The following is a 17,922-nucleotide window of genomic DNA, read 5'->3' as shown; positions in this document are numbered from 1 at the left end:
GATAAACATGACCAAGCAGCAGGCAGCTCTCCCTTAATTTATAGCTTATTGATTTATTTCATCGATAAAATGAGAAAAAGCGATAAATATTCGCTCTATCAAATGCACACAAAGAGCGTGTTCTTCAGTCGTATAATTAATGGTATCAATTAGTTCTGCATCACTACCCATGGCATGACCGGATTCGTGAGCCAAATGAATCTCACCGCAATATTTCAGTGGTATTGGTGATAATTTAGCGAGTTGATTGACGTAAGTGAAGAATGTACGCCCTGTTGCTTCCATGCACTCAATGACAGCCAAGCGAATTTTAGCTGGTTGATTGACAATGGCGCTGATTAATTCATAAACGAGCTTACGGTTAGCTTCCACTTGTGGCGACCATAACCATACTAAGGTATCCGTAATAAGTTGTGGCTCATTCATACGCAATGTGCGGAGATCATCGATATACCAATACCAATGGTCGGAATCTTCTAAAGCATGATTATTGACCGCTATCTCTAAATCATCTTGAGGATTTTCAAAGGGAAGAATGTATTTATTAATGTCCCCAAAGGCCAAAATAAAGAATGTAAGTTTCGGTAAAAATGCAAGTGACTCCTTGACGGGTAAGGATGGGTTGATGGGTTTTAGAAAAAAAGGATGCTGTGAAAATACTTTTTGCTTGAGATTGATTAAGTCCGATAACTTTTCCATATATTCACCTTTTATATTATCTTGAATTAATAATTATATTTTTAATAAATAAAAGTTTATCTTTCTTAATCTATTACGGTGTTTCATTATTTATTTAAATAGAATTCAATCAAATTGGCAATAATTTAAAATTGTTTAAAATCAATGCAATTTTGGTTTGTGTACATTAAAACCATTAAGTACGAATAATTTAATTAAATCTATTAAATCATAAAGATAATATGACAATATATTAATTTCTGTGAGCAGTACGAATGTTTGGATAGAGTATTTTAGATAAGCTATGGAATAAGGCTGTTCAGTATTTAGGTGGTTATTTAGCTTAGGATTTGACTTTTTAGAGTATTGATGTTTGTTTTAATATTATGATTTAATTGAAGTTGTTTTGATTTCATTGAGTGTTTGGACACGACGATAATGCGTTAAATGCGATCTGCATAAAAGCTTAGCTTAGTAATCATTGGCGTTCGACGCAGATTGCAGTAGTATTGACAGGTCTCTTACAAAAAATTAACAAGCAAAATACGCAAGTGAAGGAGAGGTTAATGGATAGCAAAGTAGTAGTTCCGGCAGAAGGCGCTAAAATTACCATTGATACAAAAGGCAAATTACACGTTCCGAACAACCCAATTATCCCTTTCATTGAAGGTGACGGTATTGGGGTTGATGTTACTCCAGCAATGTTAAAAGTTGTCGATGCAGCAGTTAAAAAAGCCTATAACGGTGAGCGTAAAATTTCTTGGATGGAAATTTATACGGGCGAAAAATCCACTCAGTTATATGGCAAAGATGTTTGGTTACCGCAAGAAACCCTCGATTTAATCCGCGATTACCGCGTTTCTATTAAAGGCCCATTAACCACTCCAGTTGGAGGCGGCATTCGTTCCCTCAACGTTGCACTTCGTCAACAGCTTGATTTATACATCTGCCTACGTCCAGTTCGTTACTACAAAGGGACACCAAGCCCAGTTAAACAGCCTGAACTCACTGATATGGTGATCTTCCGTGAAAACTCAGAAGATATCTATGCTGGTATCGAGTGGAAAGCGGGCAGCGCAGAAGCAGACAAGGTGATCAACTTCCTGCAAAATGAAATGGGCGTGACGAAAATTCGTTTCCCACAAGATTGCGGTATTGGGATCAAGCCATGTTCTGAAGAAGGCACAAAACGTTTAGTTCGCGCGGCAATTGAGTATGCGATCGATAATAACCGTGATTCAGTGACTTTAGTTCATAAAGGCAACATTATGAAATTCACTGAAGGTGCATTTAAAGATTGGGGTTACCAATTAGCACAAGAAGAATTCGGCGGTGAATTAATCGATGGCGGTCCATGGGTTAAAATCAAGAATCCAAAAACTGGCAAAGATATCATTGTTAAAGACGTTATCGCGGATGCATTCTTACAACAAATCCTGCTGCGTCCAGCAGAGTATGATGTTATCGCGTGTATGAACCTGAATGGTGACTATATTTCTGACGCATTAGCGGCACAAGTTGGTGGTATTGGTATTGCACCGGGTGCAAACATCGGTTCTGAATGTGCACTGTTCGAAGCAACTCATGGGACTGCACCGAAATATGCAGGCCAAGATAAAGTAAACCCAGGCTCTATCATTCTGTCCGCAGAAATGATGCTGCGCCACATGGGTTGGGTTGAAGCGGCTGACTTAATCGTTAAAGGTATGGAAGGCGCAATCGCGGCTAAGACCGTAACTTACGATTTCGAACGTCAGTTAGAAGGCGCTAAGTTACTGAAATGTAGCGAATTTGGCGACGCAATCATCAAACACATGTAATTTATTACGTGATGTAATTAAGAACGGGAGCCTAAAAACTCCCGTTATTTTTTTGTCTAAAAAAATTTTTCTGCAAAACTCCTGCAAAACCGGCTGCAAAATAAGCGCTATTTTATTAAATTTAAATAATCAAATAGGTATAAATACGTGTAAATCTTATTACCTAAAGATTATCTTAATGCAATGTGAAGAGATTTAACAAATAAGTGTTTATACGTATTTATTGTTTTTTATAAAAAATGGCGCTGGAAGTTAGTTTGATAAATGTTAATATGACTAGGATTATTTATAGTGAAATTAATGATGTAAATAAAAATTAGAAAAGAATCGTTGTAAAATTTAGAACACAGCAAATTAGCAATTTTGAGGTATGGAATTATATGAATAACAAATGCTTATCTTCAATTGTTCAATTGGCACTATTTACCGTCTCTTTCCAATCTGCTGCATTTCAAAAAAATGAGTATAACCCAGTCATTTTTAATTTTGCTCAACTCTATGATTTTAATCCAGTTAAAGGCAATATTAAAGAACTGAATACCTTTGTCTATAATGAAGACGAAACCATTAATTACCAATCTGTGTTAAAGATTGGTCGTGATGGTTGTGTTGATAGTTTTACAATGAAACAAAAAAAAGATGAGTATTTAAATAGCATTGATAACTGGCTTTCAATCAAACGAGAAAAAAATAAATTAGTGGGTTCAGATGCGAATGGGCCAGTTGAAATGGAAGTAGCTGGGAATTGCTTGATTATTTCAAGAACTGATAGTAACGGAAAGTTAATATATCAGTACAATAATGATGGAATAATTATTGGCTCAATGAATGCTGAACCTAAAGTCCAATACAGCGAAAACACGTATAACGAGAATAATCTTCCTGAGACGATAAAATATTATAAAGATAATATTGTGTTCTCTGAGAGTATTATTAGTTACGGCAAAGATGTAACAAAGCCATTTGATCTCCAAATGGAAATTAAAGCGCTAGGTCTGCCTATTCTATTTGTCGATTCTAAATGTGATTATGACAAGCAAAATATTGCACACAAATGCAATTTTATACTCACAATCGTATCAAATGGAAAAACAATAAAGTTACCGAAAAGAAGTATTACGGAAACCGTATTTTACTAGCGGGTAGATAGATTAAAGCTGTTTTGAAAGAGTTAAAGAAGGTAGTTAAATAAGCCCCTTACTGAATAAGGGGCACTATTTTTATGCTTTTGGATCCGCACCAAAACGGTTTTCGCCTTTAGTACCTTCTAAGCACATGAAGACGAGCAATACGATCGCACCAAATGGGATAAATGAGATTAAATACCACCAGCCTGACTTTTCAGTATCATGTAAGCGACGTACAGATACAGCAATAGAAGGGACGATAGTGGCTAACGCATAGATCCCCAATAAAATTCCTGCAATAACACCTAACATACCCATTCCGCCTGTTGTGTAATCAACAGATGAAATGATCAATGCATATAGAACCATAATGATGATCATGTTAATAAGAGTAAACATCCAATACTCTTTACGTCTAGCACGACCTTCGAAATTAGCATAGTTATTTTTGATGACTTCTAAATACCAATTCATGTTTATTCCTTAACGAAAAATTCAGTGGTGAGTATAAGAAGAGCTTAAATTTGTGTAAATCAGCATTATCTGTATATTTCAATGTAACAGTAAGATAACTCTCAATAAAATAATCCATTCATAATGAGATAATCTGTTAAATATAGGCATACTTGCGAAACTTTACATTAATTCTAGCAGCTTATTTCACTTTGCTAAAAGATTCTGCTGATTTTTATGAATTCATAAAACTTTGAGTTATATAATGCATTGCCAAAATATCCGGGGAATGAAGTCGCTAAACGAAGAGGAGGTGACATCTAAGTGCCAATTTGTTTTGACACTTATTTCGGATGGAAAGCAAATTACATTGAAGAAACACGGTACGACGGATGCTTTATTTTATTAGTCGTAGATTAATGGGGGGCTTTTCTCCATAAGATAAAATGCAATAATCCCATGAGACCATGCCCCACAATATAAGCTTCGATTAACCCCGTGAGTGTTTTATGAATATTTCTCACTTCAGGGGCTAATGGTGAGTTTTGCCACCATAAAATAAACCAAGTCACACCAGAAAGGACAACTAGCGTCAATGCACCCAATCCAAGCCCTTGAACACTTGTTGCTAACCCTTTTGGTGAGCTGTCGGGAAGCTTTAAATTAAATAAGCTTTTGACATCATTTTTTATCTGAGTGAGATCCCCCCATAAATAAGGATAGAAGTATTTAAATCCTCGATTTGAAAGGCAGATAAAAATGAGAATAGCCGCCAAAAATAATAAACAAAACCCAATGATAATGTGTAGCCAAGTAAAATAATACGCAAGCCCACTTGCTGGGATCGCGCCACTTTTACTGACAGACATCCAATTGCTGATGATAATTTGGCCAATGACCAATAAAAATATCATGCAATGAGTTAAGCGAACTGCGGGTGTTTGATAAATACCAAAAAACTGCCAAATAGATTTAAACAGCTTCATATTATTCCTTAAAAGAAATCTTTCTTGATTACTCTACGTTGTAGTCTTTCTACTTATGAAATTCAATAAGTTTGTTTTGATGATAAGAATTAGATGAATAGATTTGCTTAATGTAAATAATAATTATTTTTATTCTAATAAAAGGCAGTGTGATTGAAAGTCATGTGAGTTTGCCAAATATAATATTAAGAAATTAAAAAATAATATTATATAGAGGAATAGGCATGAATAAGATGGTATTTGTGGAACAGGCATTGAAAGCCGTTCTTGGTAAACAAATTGGTGATTTGGTAGTAATTAAACAATTTTTTTCATCGGATTATGTACAAGTAGTTGATGGGAAATTGATTGATTTCACTGAGTTCTGCACGCATATGCAAGTGTTAAAAGAAGCCACCGAGAGCATCACGATAGACATTAAGTCGATTGCAGAAGGTGAAAACTGTGTTCATACACAACATATTGCGAGAGCAATAAAGAAAGAGGGCACAGTGAGTGAATTTGAAGTATTTGCTTGTTTCCATTTGATGAATGGAAAAATTATTCGATGTGAAGAGCTGACGAGAATGTTATCAGGCTCAAAACACGATAATGATCTGGGCTCAAGAACATAAATATATTTGTAAAGGCAATCAGTATGAAGCCATGTAGTTAATATAAGTGCTATTTCAATTAGCTACATGATTAAGTGTTATTTTATGCAGGGTAGATGAGTTGCATGCCGGTTCCGACCTCTTGAACAGGGGCATGTTTCGCTAAATTAATTTTGGCAGCCAAGTCAGTGCAATGGCATGGGTGGATCTGCAATAAATTCTGTTTTTTAAAATAGTCACTGGTTTGGTTTAACAGCTCATCGGAAGCTTGTTGTAAATGAAATCCGCCAATGACAGTCACAATTTTGTCTATTTTGGTGACTCGCTTAGCATGCTCGACAATATTACAGATCCCCGAGTGTGAGCATCCCGTAATAACAATCAGCCCTTCGGAGGTTTTAATCGCGAGGGCGCTATCATCAAGAACATAATCATCAACGCTGTTGTTATGTTCATCGATAGTTTTACCTACCGGCTCTTTCCCTTCAAATGTATTATTTCTTGGGATCTCACCTAAGAAAATCACATTCTCAGAAACAGAGTAAGCACCTTTGGTTTCAACAGTATCAAAGTAGGCTGTTAAAACATTTTTGGGGGTATTCGCGCCAATAACTTTTGAGTGATAACTTTTAGGTTGCAAGGCGTCTGGGTGATAAATCAATTTTTTGGATTGCTGGGATTCAACGTTTCGGCGGTCTAAATATTGAATCAGGTGATTAATTCCCCATGAGTGATCATTATGACCATGGGATAAAACGAGGTCAGTAATTTGAGCAAGGTCGATATTGAGGATATTGGCATTGTTAATGAAAACGTCGGAATAGCCAGTATCAAATAGGATTTTTTTTACCGTCAGCTTCAATGTGGTAGCAAACGGCGGGTTCACCACAGAAATAGCTGTCAATCAGGGTGTTGTTATCAACGAGTACAGAAATTTTTATTGTCATTTTTATCTCTTTGGTTGTTTCATTATACAAAGAAGTTATATCAGAATAATGGCATGAAATATTCAACCATTAATAAACATATAGGGTGTAAAAAATTGCAGTCTTAAATATGTGATCAAGAAAGGATTGTTTATGAAAGCTCACTAGTCAATGAGAGTGATTTAGAGTGATAATCAGTATAAATACTCTTAATCTTGTTGAGATTGCTATGTTTTCTTTGCTGATAAAATGTCTATTTGGGGCGCTTGCTGTTTTAGCGATTGCAATGCTATCTCGTAGTAAAGTTTATTATATTGCGGGATTAGTTCCTTTGTTTCCCACTTTTGCATTAATTGCTCATGTGATTGTCGTTCAGGAGCAAGGTACGGAGGCATTAAGAAAAACAGCATTATTTGGTTTATGGTCATTAATCCCTTATGCAATGTATTTAATCACTGTTTATGTCTTTGCAACCAAGTTAACACCATGGATTTGTTTAAGTTTAGCGACGTTGATTTGGATAGTCACTGCAGCTGTTTTAGTGTATTTCTGGCAGCTTACCCAGTGAAATTTATCAATTTAACGCCTTCGTGGCGTAAACCAAATAAAAAATGCGATTTTTAGCATTTAAATTTATATACAACATTTCTGTGTTAGATTTGTACTCGAATTATTTTTTAGACGATTTATAATAATACTTAGTGTGTTCTAATTCGCCATTCTATAGAGAAAAATGTTACTAAGAGTCCTTGTATTATTATTAGTTGCTGGCTGTTCCTACATAGCAGGTGTGATGACGGAAGTTTCTTCAGATACTGAGATGGACGCAGAGAGTAAAGTCAAAAGCGCCGTTGAAGATTTTCTGGTATATCCATCAGCCGCAACATACAAAAATGTGAAATATCATATCCTAAATCAGAATGAAGAGGGCGATGAGACTGGCTACTATTGTGGTGAAGTTTTTGGGTTTGAAGATGGTTTACCTCATGGATATAAACGATTTATTGTTCGTTTACATAAAAACAAAGATGGTAAAACAGTGGTATCTATTCCACTGGTTGAAACAGTTGATGACATTGTCCCCGTTGAACAATTTGATCCGATCTGGGAACGTTATTGCAATCGATAGTCATAAATCATAATAATTAAAAGGCAGATTAGTCTTTGTATTATCAGCTCTGCCTTATGATCTTATGGTTTTATTGCCAGTGTCGCTAGGAATGTCGGCAAGAAATTATCGATAACAAAACGAGGATTCGGCTGCCAATCTTCTTGAAAACCTGCAATGTTAAAGCCCGCCTGTATTTGCCCACCAATTAAGTCAGTCAGTGAATGACCAAAGACAAACGCTTCTTGCTTCGCTTGTTTTAATGCCATTTGTTCTGGAGATAAATGATCTAATTCTGAAAATGGCATGGTATATCGAGGTCGAATAATGGTATTTTCAGCAGAACTTTTTTCTCTATCATCAATAAATACGACAGGGTTAAAAAAGCTTGAGAGTAATCGACCTTGCGGTTTAAGTACCCGAAAGCATTCTTGCCATACAGGATTAACATCAGGAATATATAAGTTTGAAATTGGGTGAAAAATAATATCAAATGTATTGTCTTCAAACATAGGGAGATAACGCATATCTCCTTGAATTGTTGTCAATGTTAAATTATCTCGCTTAGCCACCATACTGTCTTGCTCTAACTGTTTTTCTGACAAATCAAATACTGTCACGATGGCACCCGCAGCGGCCAGAACAGGCGCTTGCTGTCCACCGGCAGAAGCTAAACAGAGAATTTTTTTCCCTTTTACATCCCCAAGCCAAGCTTTATTTAATGGTGTTGGCGTTAGATGAATTTCCCAATTTCCTTTTTTTGCTTCTTCAATTGTTTGGCTGTCAACCGGAGTAGACCAAGGCTGTTGAGATGCCGCTTGTTTATCCCATGCTTTTTGATTTGCAGTAATAAAATTCGTCATAAAGTGTACCAGTGAGTACGGTTTATTTTTATTTTGAGAAAAAATGCAGGCTATTTGGCTGGCTATCAGTGAGTGTAATAGTGAACATATATGGGGAGATGATTGAAATTAATGGGAGTTATTCGCATAATATATGCATATTTGAACTTTCCATTGGCTTATCATGCTAGCAAAAATTTATCCTGTCATCTTATTGGTTATTTCCAATGTATTTATGATGTTCGCTTGGTATGGGCATCTAAAATTTACGAATAAGCCATTATATATTGTCATATTCTTTAGTTGGTTAATTGCATTTGTAGAATATTGCTTCGCGGTACCTGCAAATCGCTTAGGGCATCAATATTACAGCGCTGCTGAATTGAAAACGATGCAGGAAGTGATTACGTTATGTGTGTTTGTTGGGTTCTCTGTGCTTTATCTAGGTGAGAGCTTTACAATAAACCATATTATTGGCTTTATTCTTATTTTTGCAGGCGCATTTTTTATTTTTAAAGGCCCTTTTTAGTTATCAGCATCTTCTACTTTATAGAGAATGGTAGGGTAGAAGATGCTTGGTAAAGAAGGGCGTTTTTACTTACACCCAACCTTTTTGACGAAATTCTTTAAGTACCGCAACGAACTGTTCCATTTCTTGTGGGGTACCTAAGGTTAAACGGTTCCAGCCCATAACAGGTGGAAACTCTCTGCCAACCATAATATTGGCCTCTTTCATGCGCTGTTTATAGGTTTTCACATCGCCTTTTACTTTGTGGAAAATAAAGTTAGCTTGTGATGGCGCATATTCTAAGCCTAATTCATTGAGCGCGGTTTCAACGATTTTACGCGAAAGATTATTAGATCTAAGGCTATATTCTAAGAATTTTTTATCTTTTAATGAAGCAATGGCAGCGACTGCTCCCGCAGTATTGGTGTTATCAATCGAGATAAACTCATCGACTGCTTCAATGATTTCTGGGGTAGCAATACCGTATCCCACGCGCAAGCCTGCTAATGCGTAAATCTTCGAGAAAGTCCGTGTCACGATCAGATTTTTTTGTCCTGCTTTGACTAATTCGATTGCGCTCACAAATTGTGGATCTTCAACAAACTCAGCGTAGGCTTCATCAACAATAAAAAACTGTTTGTCTGAAATTTTTTTCATCCAGCTATCGAGCGGAGTCTGTGGCGTTATCATTGCCGTTGGGTTATTTGGATTACAGATATAGATAATGGACAAACCATCGAAATCATTCGCGATTTGCTCCATTTTTTTCAGGTCAAAACTCAAATCTGATTTTAGTGGCACTTTAGTAATTTCTACACCGAGTGGGAGTGCATAGAGTTCAGCATAGTTAAATGTAGGATCTGGAGTGACAAGTTGAATTTTTATGCCTTCTTTTCTTGCCTTATTTGCGAGCATGCTGACAGCCGCCTGAATGGTTTCTGATGAACCATTTCCGAGGGTCACATTCTTGCTGTCTAGGTTATGCAGTGTGCCAATATTTCCGATGAGCTCGGAGCGTGCATCATCAGGATAACGGAATGAACCTGGTAAGGCTTCGATGACCGCTTTTTGTGCATTAGGTGACATTCCTAATGAGTTCTCATTGAAATTGAGTAATAACGGATGTTGAGCATTCGGTTTGATGAGGGCGTTAGTATTTGCACTTGCTTGATTTAAAAGTGAATTTAGTGCTAATCCACCAGCAACAAGTGAGCTTGATTTTAGAAATGAACGACGATCCATAATGAGTCCCTGAAATATATTTACTTTGTGTGATTAGATTACTAGAAATAATTCAATTGTAAATAAATATATGGTTAAAGTGATTTTTTATTCATTTTGTTATGTTTGCAAGGGGTGATTTTAGGTAGTGTTAATTTTCTAATTGATCTAATAATTTGATTTTAAATGGTAATTTATTTTAACGGTTATTTTTTGCAATAATGTTAATTATTGCATGTTGAATTGATATGGTTGTATATTAAAATATACAACGATAACTAATCACAGAGAGATAATAATGAAGCTATTTATGTTTTATGTTGGTGGTAATGCCGGAAAATCCAATATTGAAGTACATGATGTGCAGTTTGTCGCGGTCAACACACCAGAAGAAGCTTGGCCATTATTGCGAGATGCTTGGTTTGGGGATAAAGATAAAATCCATGTGGATGGGTATGCAGACATCAATTGGGCAGATGGATTCGACATCAGTTTGAGCAAAGAACAATCAGACAGTGAATACAAACTCTATTTTATCAATGTAGGCGGATATATTTCATCTACACTTGCGGAGCTGCATGAGTTTGATCTGTTTGTAGCAAAAAATGCCCAAGAAGCTAAACAAAAAGCAATTAGCCAACTTTTAGTTAATAGCCAGCAACAGCATAAAGATAATTTAAAAGATGTCGATGATTGTTTATTGCTACAAAAAATTGGTGAATATTATATTCACCTAAATAAAAATAAGAATGGAAGTAAATATCAAGCATTATGGCAAGGATATTTACCAATAGGTATAAATAGCTAATTTTTAGTTAATACGTAATAGCCAGCATTATTAAAGATATTACTGGCTATTATTATACAGAGTAAAATTTATTGGACTTCCTGTGTGGCTAAGCTTGGTGAGATTTCAATCACCGCTACTTTCACCATGTATTTTTTGTTATTCTCACCTTTTGGCACTTCCGCTGTAATTTTCTTTAACGCCTCTTCCGGTTGAGTGGTTTGTACAACTGTGGAGTATTGCATCATGCCTTGATGACGCCCCATGTATTGCCCACGGTAGTTACCATCGCATGGTCTATCATACTGAGCTTGGTTAGATCCGTTACACCAACTTCCATTGCCATTTCGGTGATAACCATTACCATGATAAGCAAATGTAGAGAAACTCACCGCTAATAAACTACCGACTAAAATAAGTGATTTTAAATTTTTCATTTTGATTCTCCTCTTTATTTATTATCAGTTTGTCATTGTGGTTTTTTATTTCAATCTGATTTACTTAAATATAGAGGAATTTCATATTTCAAACACAGTTATTCATTATTTCTTCACACTGATAAATATTTGTTAAATAAGTTTTGATCGTATTGTAAAGGCTGGGGGTCAATATTATATAAATCATAAATTTTTAAATGTAAAATAAATTCATTTTTATTTTGTCAATTAGATGGAGCTTTTTGTGCGGCATGAATATCGAGATACTTATTATTGACAGGGTAAAGGTGTTAACATAATCGATAAGCCCATAAGTTTAGTATGAGAAGGATTTGAGATTGAAACGTATAAAAAGCAAGCTACTGATAGTAATTCTATTGGCCTTAGGCGTATTTGCTTATCAGTTTTATACAACAATCAGTGATAGCGATGTCACCAAGCAAGCTGAAAAGCTTATCGAGAACAAGTTAAGTTCAGGAAGCCCTTTGACTTTTGATGATGTCAAAATTGTTCTGAAAAGCGAATTCAAAGAGGGTGAAAGTTACCGAGTCTGTGGTTTTTATCAAACCAGTGAGCAAAGTGAGAAATTACCGTTTGTTGCTAGCGTCAGTGTACAAGGTGGAAAATTCTCTGAGCATCATCAATTGATCACCAGTGATACACCGGAACTACGCACTGCCATTGTGTCATTGTGTGAAAAATCGCAGTAGTTTTCTCTACGAGATTGATGGCATATCAGAGTTCTCAATTCAGGCGTTCCCCTAAATTTTTCCCATAAAAAAAGCCAGTAATAGATACTGGCTGCTATAAATTAGCAAAAGCAATGTAAATGAAAATTCGTTATATACATTATCATATAGCGATTAAAAGAAAAGGACTTTTATACAAAGTTGACTAACATCATCATTAACTATGATCTTGATCAGGGTTTGAAATAGGGAGAAGGGCGAGAGCGATGAGTTCCAGCCTAGCGGTTATCGCGAGAGGCTGGAAAATAGGGCTAGAGTATTATGCTTTTAACCAGTGACCATGATGGAAAACATCTTCAACCAGTTCATGGAGAACGATATGCGCTTCTTTATCATCATGGAAGCCTTTGGTATTGAAGGTGGTTGCACCACTGTCATGTGTAATGAAAAGGTTACTACCTGGGTATACTTCTAAAACTCTGGCGTGCAATTCAGCAGTGAACGCGTCGTAGGATTTTTCAGAGAGCGTTGAGACTAAATCGTCAGAAACTTTGATGTGGATTTCCATATATTACCCTTTGATGTAGAAAGCAAATTAGCGATAAGTGTATTGGTATCATAAAACATTAGCAATAATCTTATTATGATGATTGCAAAACGATTATTTCAATCTGAAATAGGTTTGAGCGGTAGATTTAAAATAAGTAAATATAATTCAATAAAGACGTATCAAACTATATTTAATATTTATCTTCAATGATTATTCAAAAGAGTAATGATTAAAAATCATCAATTAGTTATTCAATTTAAAAAACACGGAAGGTTATTTTAATTAAATACGCTTTCAGTTAATTAAATTTAATGTTTTTTTACTTATAACTGTAAATTCTGGTTAAAAATTGTCTTGTTTTTAATCAATTGATTGAGATTGTTCTTAAAGTAGCCAGTAAAGCCGTATCGTTTTGTTTTAACTATTATTTAATTTCATTTTTTTATTCTGGCTTGCATGATTTTTCGCTGTCTTAAGTATTAAATAGGCTAATAGCCAGAAAAAAATTTACAGAGAAAGTAAAAAAAATATAATTCATGGGTCTTGTTTAATAACATTGATTATTCATGATGAACCATCATGGTTTATATTTTTATGTGTTTAATTACTTAAATAATATGGAGCTAAATAACTCACCAACTAATACCTCTATTAGTGGATATAATAAAAGGAGCATAATTTGATAGAATTTATAAACTCAATCAGCAATCTTATTTGGGGCTCGTTATTAATTTATTTATTACTGGGAGCCGGTTTATATTTTACAATACGATCTAAATTTATTCAGTTCAGACATTTTGGTCACATGTTCGGAGTACTGAAAAATAGCACTCAATCGGACAGTTCAGGTATTTCTTCATTCCAAGCATTATGTACCAGCCTAGCGGCTCGAGTCGGTACTGGAAATCTAACGGGTGTTGCTATCGCGATTACGGCAGGCGGCCCTGGCGCTATATTCTGGATGTGGGTTGTTGCATTACTAGGAATGGCAACGTCATTTGTTGAATGCACATTAGCGCAGCTTTATAAAACCAAAGATGACCAAGGTAACTATCGCGGCGGGCCTTCTTATTATATGGAGAAAGGCTTAAAACAACGCTGGATGGGTGTACTGTTCTCTATCTTTTTAATCATTGCATTTGGTTTGGTTTTTAATGCAGTTCAAGCGAACTCCATTGCACAAGCAACTGCTGTGGCATTTGATTTTAACCCACTCTATGTTGGAATCGCCTTAGTGATCCTCAGTGGCACCATTATTTTTGGTGGATTAAGATCAATTGCTAAAGTTGCCGAATTTGTTGTGCCAATTATGGCTGTCGCTTATTTAGTGCTGGCTTTCTGGGTAGTTGGTCAAAATATTGAGCGTTTACCTGATGTCTTTATGCTGATTTTCCGTAGCGCCTTTGGTTTACAGGAAGCCGCAGGCGGCGCCATTGGTTATGGTATCGCTCAAGCGATGACGCAAGGTATTCAGCGCGGATTATTCTCGAATGAAGCCGGAATGGGTTCTGCACCAAATGCCGCGGCGTCTGCGTCACCTTATCCACCGCATCCTGCTTCCCAAGGCTACGTGCAAATGTTGGGTGTATTCATGGACACCATTGTGATCTGTAGCGCTACAGCCATTATTATTTTGGCTTCTGGTGTGTTAGATGGTCCAGTGGGTAAAATCAATGGTATTGAGCTGACTCAGCTAGCTTTATCTTCTGCGGTGGGCAGTTGGGGGAGTATCTTCGTTGCGATTGCGATTTTCTTCTTTGCCTTTACATCAATCATTGCCAACTATGCTTATGCAGAAAGCAATATGATTTTCTTGGAAAATAACCATACAGCCGGGCTGTTTATTTTCCGCTTAGCAACATTGGGGATGGTGATGTTCGGGGCACTCGGTGAAATGCCACTGATTTGGAAGCTTGCTGATGTTTCGATGGGCTTAATGGCAATTACAAACTTGATTGCCATCCTCTTGTTGTCCGGCGTGGCATTCAAACTCGCGAAAGATTACAACCAGCAGTTAGGTGCTGGAAAAATTCCAACATTTGATATTAATGAACATCCAGAGCTGAAAAAACAGCTCAATGAAGGAATTTGGGAAAAAGAGTCAGTTGAGCAGTGGGTTAAGAACGAAGCCCATTAATTTTACGATAGCTGGCCGCAATTAACCTCAGTTGAAAGTTAATAGAAATGTAGATGGAAGGCGCTTGGATTTATTTTTAAGCGCCTTTTTTATTCTTCATTCTCTGGTCAATAAATATAAAAAACTTGCTTTATTGCCTTTAGAGCGTAAGGTTTTGGAGGAAAATAATAACCAAGATAAATATGAAATAAGGTGTTGATCAGGAAGATGAAACTCGGACGATATGCAGCAACATTTTACGGGGTCGTATCCATTTTATTGTGGAGCACGATGGTAGGCCTTGTTCGCAGTACGAGCGAAAACTTTGGTCCTATTGGTGGTGCGGCACTGATCTATTCGATAGGCAGCCTGGTTTTGGTTGTTGTAATGGGATTACCGAAAATTCATCTTTTCCCTAGACGCTATTTGTTTTGGGGGGCATTTTTATTTGTTAGCTATGAAATCTGCTTTATTTTAGCCTTAGGGCTTGCCAATAACCGCCAGCAGGCCATTGAGCTTGGCATGGTAAATTACTTGTGGCCTAGCTTCACAATTGCGCTAGCGGTTTTATTTAATCGGCAGCGTTTTAGCCTATTACTGATTATTGGGCTTATTTTAGCGTTTGCAGGTTTATTGTGGGTTATCTCTGGGGATCAACCTTTGTCCCTGAATGCGATTCTTTCAAATATTCAAAGCAACCCGCTTAGCTACACTTTAGCCTTTGTTGGTGCACTGCTGTGGGCTTTTTATAGCAATATTACGAAACGAATGTCGAATGGCTGCAATGGTATGGTGCTGTTTTTTATCATGACATCGGTCGGATTGTGGATCTTATTTATCTTCTCGACGCCAGCGCCATTTAATATCAATGTGAATAGTGTCAGTTTGTTATTTGTCACTGCCATTGCAACCGGTGGGGCAAATGCGCTTTGGACGGTGGCAATCATCAAAGGCAATGTGGCTTTTCTTGGGACATTGTCCTATTTCACTCCAGTGATCTCTACGGCATTCTCTTCAATGTTATTGAGCACAGCATTAACTTTGGGCTTCTGGCAAGGAGTCTTGATGGTAACCATAGGGTCAATCACTTGTTTTATTGCCACAAGGCGCTGAGTTATATTTGGGGGTATAGCGCACAGCAATAGCGCCAATAATGAAAATCACACCGAGTAGTTGCAATACCCAATGTTCTGGTAAGCCATGTTGAACGTCATCAATAATGACGCTGGAAAGTACTTGGCCACTGATAGCGAAAATAGTGGTGAGTGTGGCGCCAAGTAAGGGTAAAACATAGCTGTTTATGATGACAAAACAAGCACCAATGATGCCTCCTACAAACGCAATGAGAGGAATATTTTCAAAGGTAATGTTAAATGAGTCTTGGGCGAACCCAATAATCACGCTTAAGAATAAAAATCCCACAACATGATTAATTAGAGAGGCATTAAAAGCATTGGTGACTTGAGATAGCTTCCCATTAATGCTTCGGCTCAGAATAATACAAATCCCATTAGACAGTGCGATCATAATAAAAAACAGTAGCATAGATTATTTTCCCAGAATGATTAATGTTGAGCCAATCAGTAGTAGCAACACAGTGATCCCATCCTTCAGCGTTACTTTTCGTTTGGCTAACCCTAAAAATCCCATATGGTCAATGAGTAGCCCAGTCACGATTTGCCCTGTTAACATCAATACAATGGAACCTGAAAGTGAAAGTGGGCTGTTGACGGTGATCGCAGCGAGTAACACCGTAAAGGCACCAGGGATCCCGCTGAGATAGCTCCAGCGGGGAATTTTGTGAATTTTTTGTGTTTTTCCCAATCGATTTTTGACCGTCAACCAGATCAGCAAAGCAACCATGCTACCTATTCCGTGAGTCAACCACGAAGCCTGAAGCGCAGAGGTAAAGGTAGATAAATAGCTATTACTCATGATCATCAATGTGAGTAAAACACCGGAAAACACGGCGATCAGCGAAAGTAAAATATCTTTTTTCATCTTGATTAATTCGGTATGAATGATTTGCGAAGTATAGGGATTGTCGACGATGAGAAAAACCGCTATAAAAGAAAAACTGTATTTCCATTAAGTTGACAATAATGAATGTTGATTACGCGCTACTCCCTGTTTTTATCGCGATCGTCGAGCAGGGCAGCCTAACAAAAGCAGCAGAATCACTGCATATGACAAAATCGGCGGTGAGCAAAAAGCTGATAGCGTTAGAAGCGCAAACGGGGATCCGTTTAATTGCGCGCTCAACTCGCCACCTGCAACTGACAGAAGCGGGTGAGCTTTACTATTTCTACCTGAAAAAAGCCCATCAAGCGATTAACGAGGGTAATGAAACGCTCTCTCGTTACAGTGGTTCGGTCGATGGAACATTAAAAATCAGCGCCCCAATGGTATTTGGTCATTTGCATTTAACCGCACTGCTTCCCGAGTTTTTGAAACGCTGGCCACAATTGCATGCTGAGATCGTGTTTGACGATAAGCTGGTGGATTTAGTGGGCGATGGCTTTGATATGGCGGTGCGGATAGGCGAATTACAGGATTCTTCGTTAATTTCTCGAACGTTATCACCTTGTCATAGTGTTTTATGTGCTTCTCCGAAATGGCTTGAGGAATATGGAAACCCGAATAATCTTGATGAACTAGCAGAGCATAACTGCCTTTTGTACAGTTATTTTCAAGCAGGACAAACATGGTCGTTTACCTATCAGGGAAAGAAAGTTCGATTTACCCCGACGGGAAGTTTTCGGGCGAATAGCAGCCTCGCATTGCACCAAGCCGCTTTACAGGGGCTTGGTATTTGCCAGTTACCTCAATTTATTGTGGCGCAGGATATTCTCGCAGGGCGATTGGTCACTGTGCTACAGGAGTATCACTTGCCGCTGCATCATATTTATGCGGTCTATCCAAACCGGGAATTTTTACCTAAAAAGGTGACGACTTTTCTCGATTTCTTACAAGAAAAGCTCGGAAGTTCAGGGGATTATCAGAAAAATTATGAGTTGAAATTATTGTGAGTTTTCTGGAGTAAGATCGCTAAATAAAAAAGCCGAATGTCAGTGAGATGCT

Annotated in this window: 20 protein-coding genes and 1 pseudogene; 11 read left to right on the top strand and 10 right to left on the bottom strand. The window is 37.2% G+C overall.

The annotated features are described in order from the left end of the window. Nucleotides 1-45: 45 nt before the first annotated feature. A complete protein-coding gene (locus GKR48_RS04110; protein WP_154627127.1) occupies nucleotides 46-699 on the bottom strand; it encodes a hypothetical protein in 654 nt (217 codons plus the stop codon). A gap of 545 nt (nucleotides 700-1,244) precedes the next feature. Between GKR48_RS04110 and icd the strand changes: the two genes are divergently transcribed. Next, nucleotides 1,245-2,498 carry an NADP-dependent isocitrate dehydrogenase gene (gene icd, locus GKR48_RS04105; RefSeq protein WP_154627126.1) on the top strand — a complete coding sequence of 418 codons (1,254 nt, stop codon included), beginning with the start codon at nucleotides 1,245-1,247 and terminating at the stop codon, nucleotides 2,496-2,498. Nucleotides 2,499-2,878: 380 nt separating this feature from the next. Beyond that, the gene (locus tag GKR48_RS04100; protein ID WP_154627125.1) at nucleotides 2,879-3,637 is read left to right on the top strand and encodes a YnfC family lipoprotein; all 759 of its coding nucleotides are present in this window, start codon (nucleotides 2,879-2,881) and stop codon (nucleotides 3,635-3,637) included. A gap of 81 nt (nucleotides 3,638-3,718) precedes the next feature. Here the strand turns inward: GKR48_RS04100 and GKR48_RS04095 are convergent, their stop codons facing one another. After that, entirely contained in the window at nucleotides 3,719-4,099 is a 381-nt protein-coding gene (locus GKR48_RS04095; protein WP_154627124.1) for a DUF805 domain-containing protein, read from the bottom strand. Nucleotides 4,100-4,494: 395 nt separating this feature from the next. After that, the gene (locus GKR48_RS04090; protein WP_154627123.1) at nucleotides 4,495-5,064 is read right to left on the bottom strand and encodes a cytochrome b/b6 domain-containing protein; all 570 of its coding nucleotides are present in this window, start codon (nucleotides 5,062-5,064) and stop codon (nucleotides 4,495-4,497) included. A 224-nt stretch (nucleotides 5,065-5,288) separates the two neighbouring features. On the opposite strand from GKR48_RS04090, the gene GKR48_RS04085 reads away from it, so the two are divergent. Further along, nucleotides 5,289-5,678 carry a nuclear transport factor 2 family protein gene (locus GKR48_RS04085; protein ID WP_154603612.1) on the top strand — a complete coding sequence of 130 codons (390 nt, stop codon included), beginning with the start codon at nucleotides 5,289-5,291 and terminating at the stop codon, nucleotides 5,676-5,678. A gap of 82 nt (nucleotides 5,679-5,760) precedes the next feature. Here GKR48_RS04085 and GKR48_RS04080 read toward each other — a convergent pair. Further along, nucleotides 5,761-6,604: pseudogene (locus tag GKR48_RS04080) on the bottom strand (MBL fold metallo-hydrolase). A 208-nt stretch (nucleotides 6,605-6,812) separates the two neighbouring features. On the opposite strand from GKR48_RS04080, the gene GKR48_RS04075 reads away from it, so the two are divergent. Next, nucleotides 6,813-7,151, top strand: coding sequence for a GlpM family protein (locus GKR48_RS04075; protein ID WP_154627122.1), 339 nt, complete (start codon nucleotides 6,813-6,815; stop codon nucleotides 7,149-7,151). A gap of 165 nt (nucleotides 7,152-7,316) precedes the next feature. Then, complete coding sequence (locus tag GKR48_RS04070; protein ID WP_154627121.1) at nucleotides 7,317-7,712, top strand: hypothetical protein; 396 nt, start codon at nucleotides 7,317-7,319, stop codon at nucleotides 7,710-7,712. A 62-nt stretch (nucleotides 7,713-7,774) separates the two neighbouring features. On the opposite strand, the gene GKR48_RS04065 is transcribed toward GKR48_RS04070, so the two are convergent. Continuing rightward, nucleotides 7,775-8,554: a class I SAM-dependent methyltransferase gene (locus GKR48_RS04065; protein WP_154627120.1), complete on the bottom strand. Its 780-nt coding sequence runs from the start codon at nucleotides 8,552-8,554 to the stop codon at nucleotides 7,775-7,777. Nucleotides 8,555-8,717: 163 nt separating this feature from the next. Between GKR48_RS04065 and GKR48_RS04060 the strand changes: the two genes are divergently transcribed. Continuing rightward, complete coding sequence (locus GKR48_RS04060) at nucleotides 8,718-9,062, top strand: DMT family protein (protein WP_154627119.1); 345 nt, start codon at nucleotides 8,718-8,720, stop codon at nucleotides 9,060-9,062. Nucleotides 9,063-9,131: 69 nt separating this feature from the next. On the opposite strand, the gene GKR48_RS04055 is transcribed toward GKR48_RS04060, so the two are convergent. After that, nucleotides 9,132-10,283, bottom strand: a complete 1,152-nt coding sequence (locus tag GKR48_RS04055) for a pyridoxal phosphate-dependent aminotransferase (protein WP_154627118.1) — start codon at nucleotides 10,281-10,283, stop codon at nucleotides 9,132-9,134. Nucleotides 10,284-10,560: 277 nt separating this feature from the next. Between GKR48_RS04055 and GKR48_RS04050 the strand changes: the two genes are divergently transcribed. Further along, a complete protein-coding gene (locus tag GKR48_RS04050) occupies nucleotides 10,561-11,070 on the top strand; it encodes a DUF1543 domain-containing protein (protein WP_154627117.1) in 510 nt (169 codons plus the stop codon). 68 nt (nucleotides 11,071-11,138) lie between these two features. Here GKR48_RS04050 and GKR48_RS04045 read toward each other — a convergent pair whose 3' ends face one another. Then, nucleotides 11,139-11,486: a hypothetical protein gene (locus GKR48_RS04045; protein ID WP_154627116.1), complete on the bottom strand. Its 348-nt coding sequence runs from the start codon at nucleotides 11,484-11,486 to the stop codon at nucleotides 11,139-11,141. 338 nt (nucleotides 11,487-11,824) lie between these two features. Between GKR48_RS04045 and GKR48_RS04040 the strand changes: the two genes are divergently transcribed. Continuing rightward, nucleotides 11,825-12,196 (top strand): hypothetical protein, encoded by a 372-nt coding sequence (locus tag GKR48_RS04040; RefSeq protein WP_154627115.1) that lies wholly within the window; start codon nucleotides 11,825-11,827, stop codon nucleotides 12,194-12,196. Between the two features lie 298 nt (nucleotides 12,197-12,494). Here the strand turns inward: GKR48_RS04040 and GKR48_RS04035 are convergent, their stop codons facing one another. After that, the gene (locus GKR48_RS04035; protein WP_036953155.1) at nucleotides 12,495-12,743 is read right to left on the bottom strand and encodes a DinI-like family protein; all 249 of its coding nucleotides are present in this window, start codon (nucleotides 12,741-12,743) and stop codon (nucleotides 12,495-12,497) included. A gap of 661 nt (nucleotides 12,744-13,404) precedes the next feature. On the opposite strand from GKR48_RS04035, the gene GKR48_RS04030 reads away from it, so the two are divergent. Both GKR48_RS04030 and yddG read left to right on the top strand, forming a co-directional pair. Then, entirely contained in the window at nucleotides 13,405-14,862 is a 1,458-nt protein-coding gene (locus GKR48_RS04030; RefSeq protein WP_154627114.1) for an alanine/glycine:cation symporter family protein, read from the top strand. Between the two features lie 207 nt (nucleotides 14,863-15,069). Further along, nucleotides 15,070-15,954: an aromatic amino acid DMT transporter YddG gene (yddG, locus tag GKR48_RS04025; protein WP_154627113.1), complete on the top strand. Its 885-nt coding sequence runs from the start codon at nucleotides 15,070-15,072 to the stop codon at nucleotides 15,952-15,954. Here yddG and GKR48_RS04020 read toward each other — a convergent pair. Next, on the bottom strand, nucleotides 15,922-16,386 hold the full coding sequence (locus GKR48_RS04020) for a DMT family transporter (RefSeq protein WP_154627112.1): 465 nt from the start codon (nucleotides 16,384-16,386) through the stop codon (nucleotides 15,922-15,924). The two genes, yddG and GKR48_RS04020, sit on opposite strands and share 33 nt — an antisense overlap. Before the next feature lie 3 nt (nucleotides 16,387-16,389). Then, nucleotides 16,390-16,842, bottom strand: a complete 453-nt coding sequence (locus GKR48_RS04015) for a DMT family transporter (protein WP_154627111.1) — start codon at nucleotides 16,840-16,842, stop codon at nucleotides 16,390-16,392. Nucleotides 16,843-16,943: 101 nt separating this feature from the next. On the opposite strand from GKR48_RS04015, the gene GKR48_RS04010 reads away from it, so the two are divergent. Further along, nucleotides 16,944-17,870: a LysR family transcriptional regulator gene (locus GKR48_RS04010; protein ID WP_154627110.1), complete on the top strand. Its 927-nt coding sequence runs from the start codon at nucleotides 16,944-16,946 to the stop codon at nucleotides 17,868-17,870. The last annotated feature ends 52 nt before the right edge of the window (nucleotides 17,871-17,922 follow it).

The sequence above is a fragment of the Providencia sp. wls1943 genome, from assembly GCF_009706275.1.
In the GTDB taxonomy this organism is placed as follows: domain Bacteria; phylum Pseudomonadota; class Gammaproteobacteria; order Enterobacterales; family Enterobacteriaceae; genus Providencia; species Providencia zhijiangensis.
The sequence above is the reverse complement of the archived record's forward strand: the minus strand, read 5'-3'. Positions and strand labels throughout refer to the sequence as shown.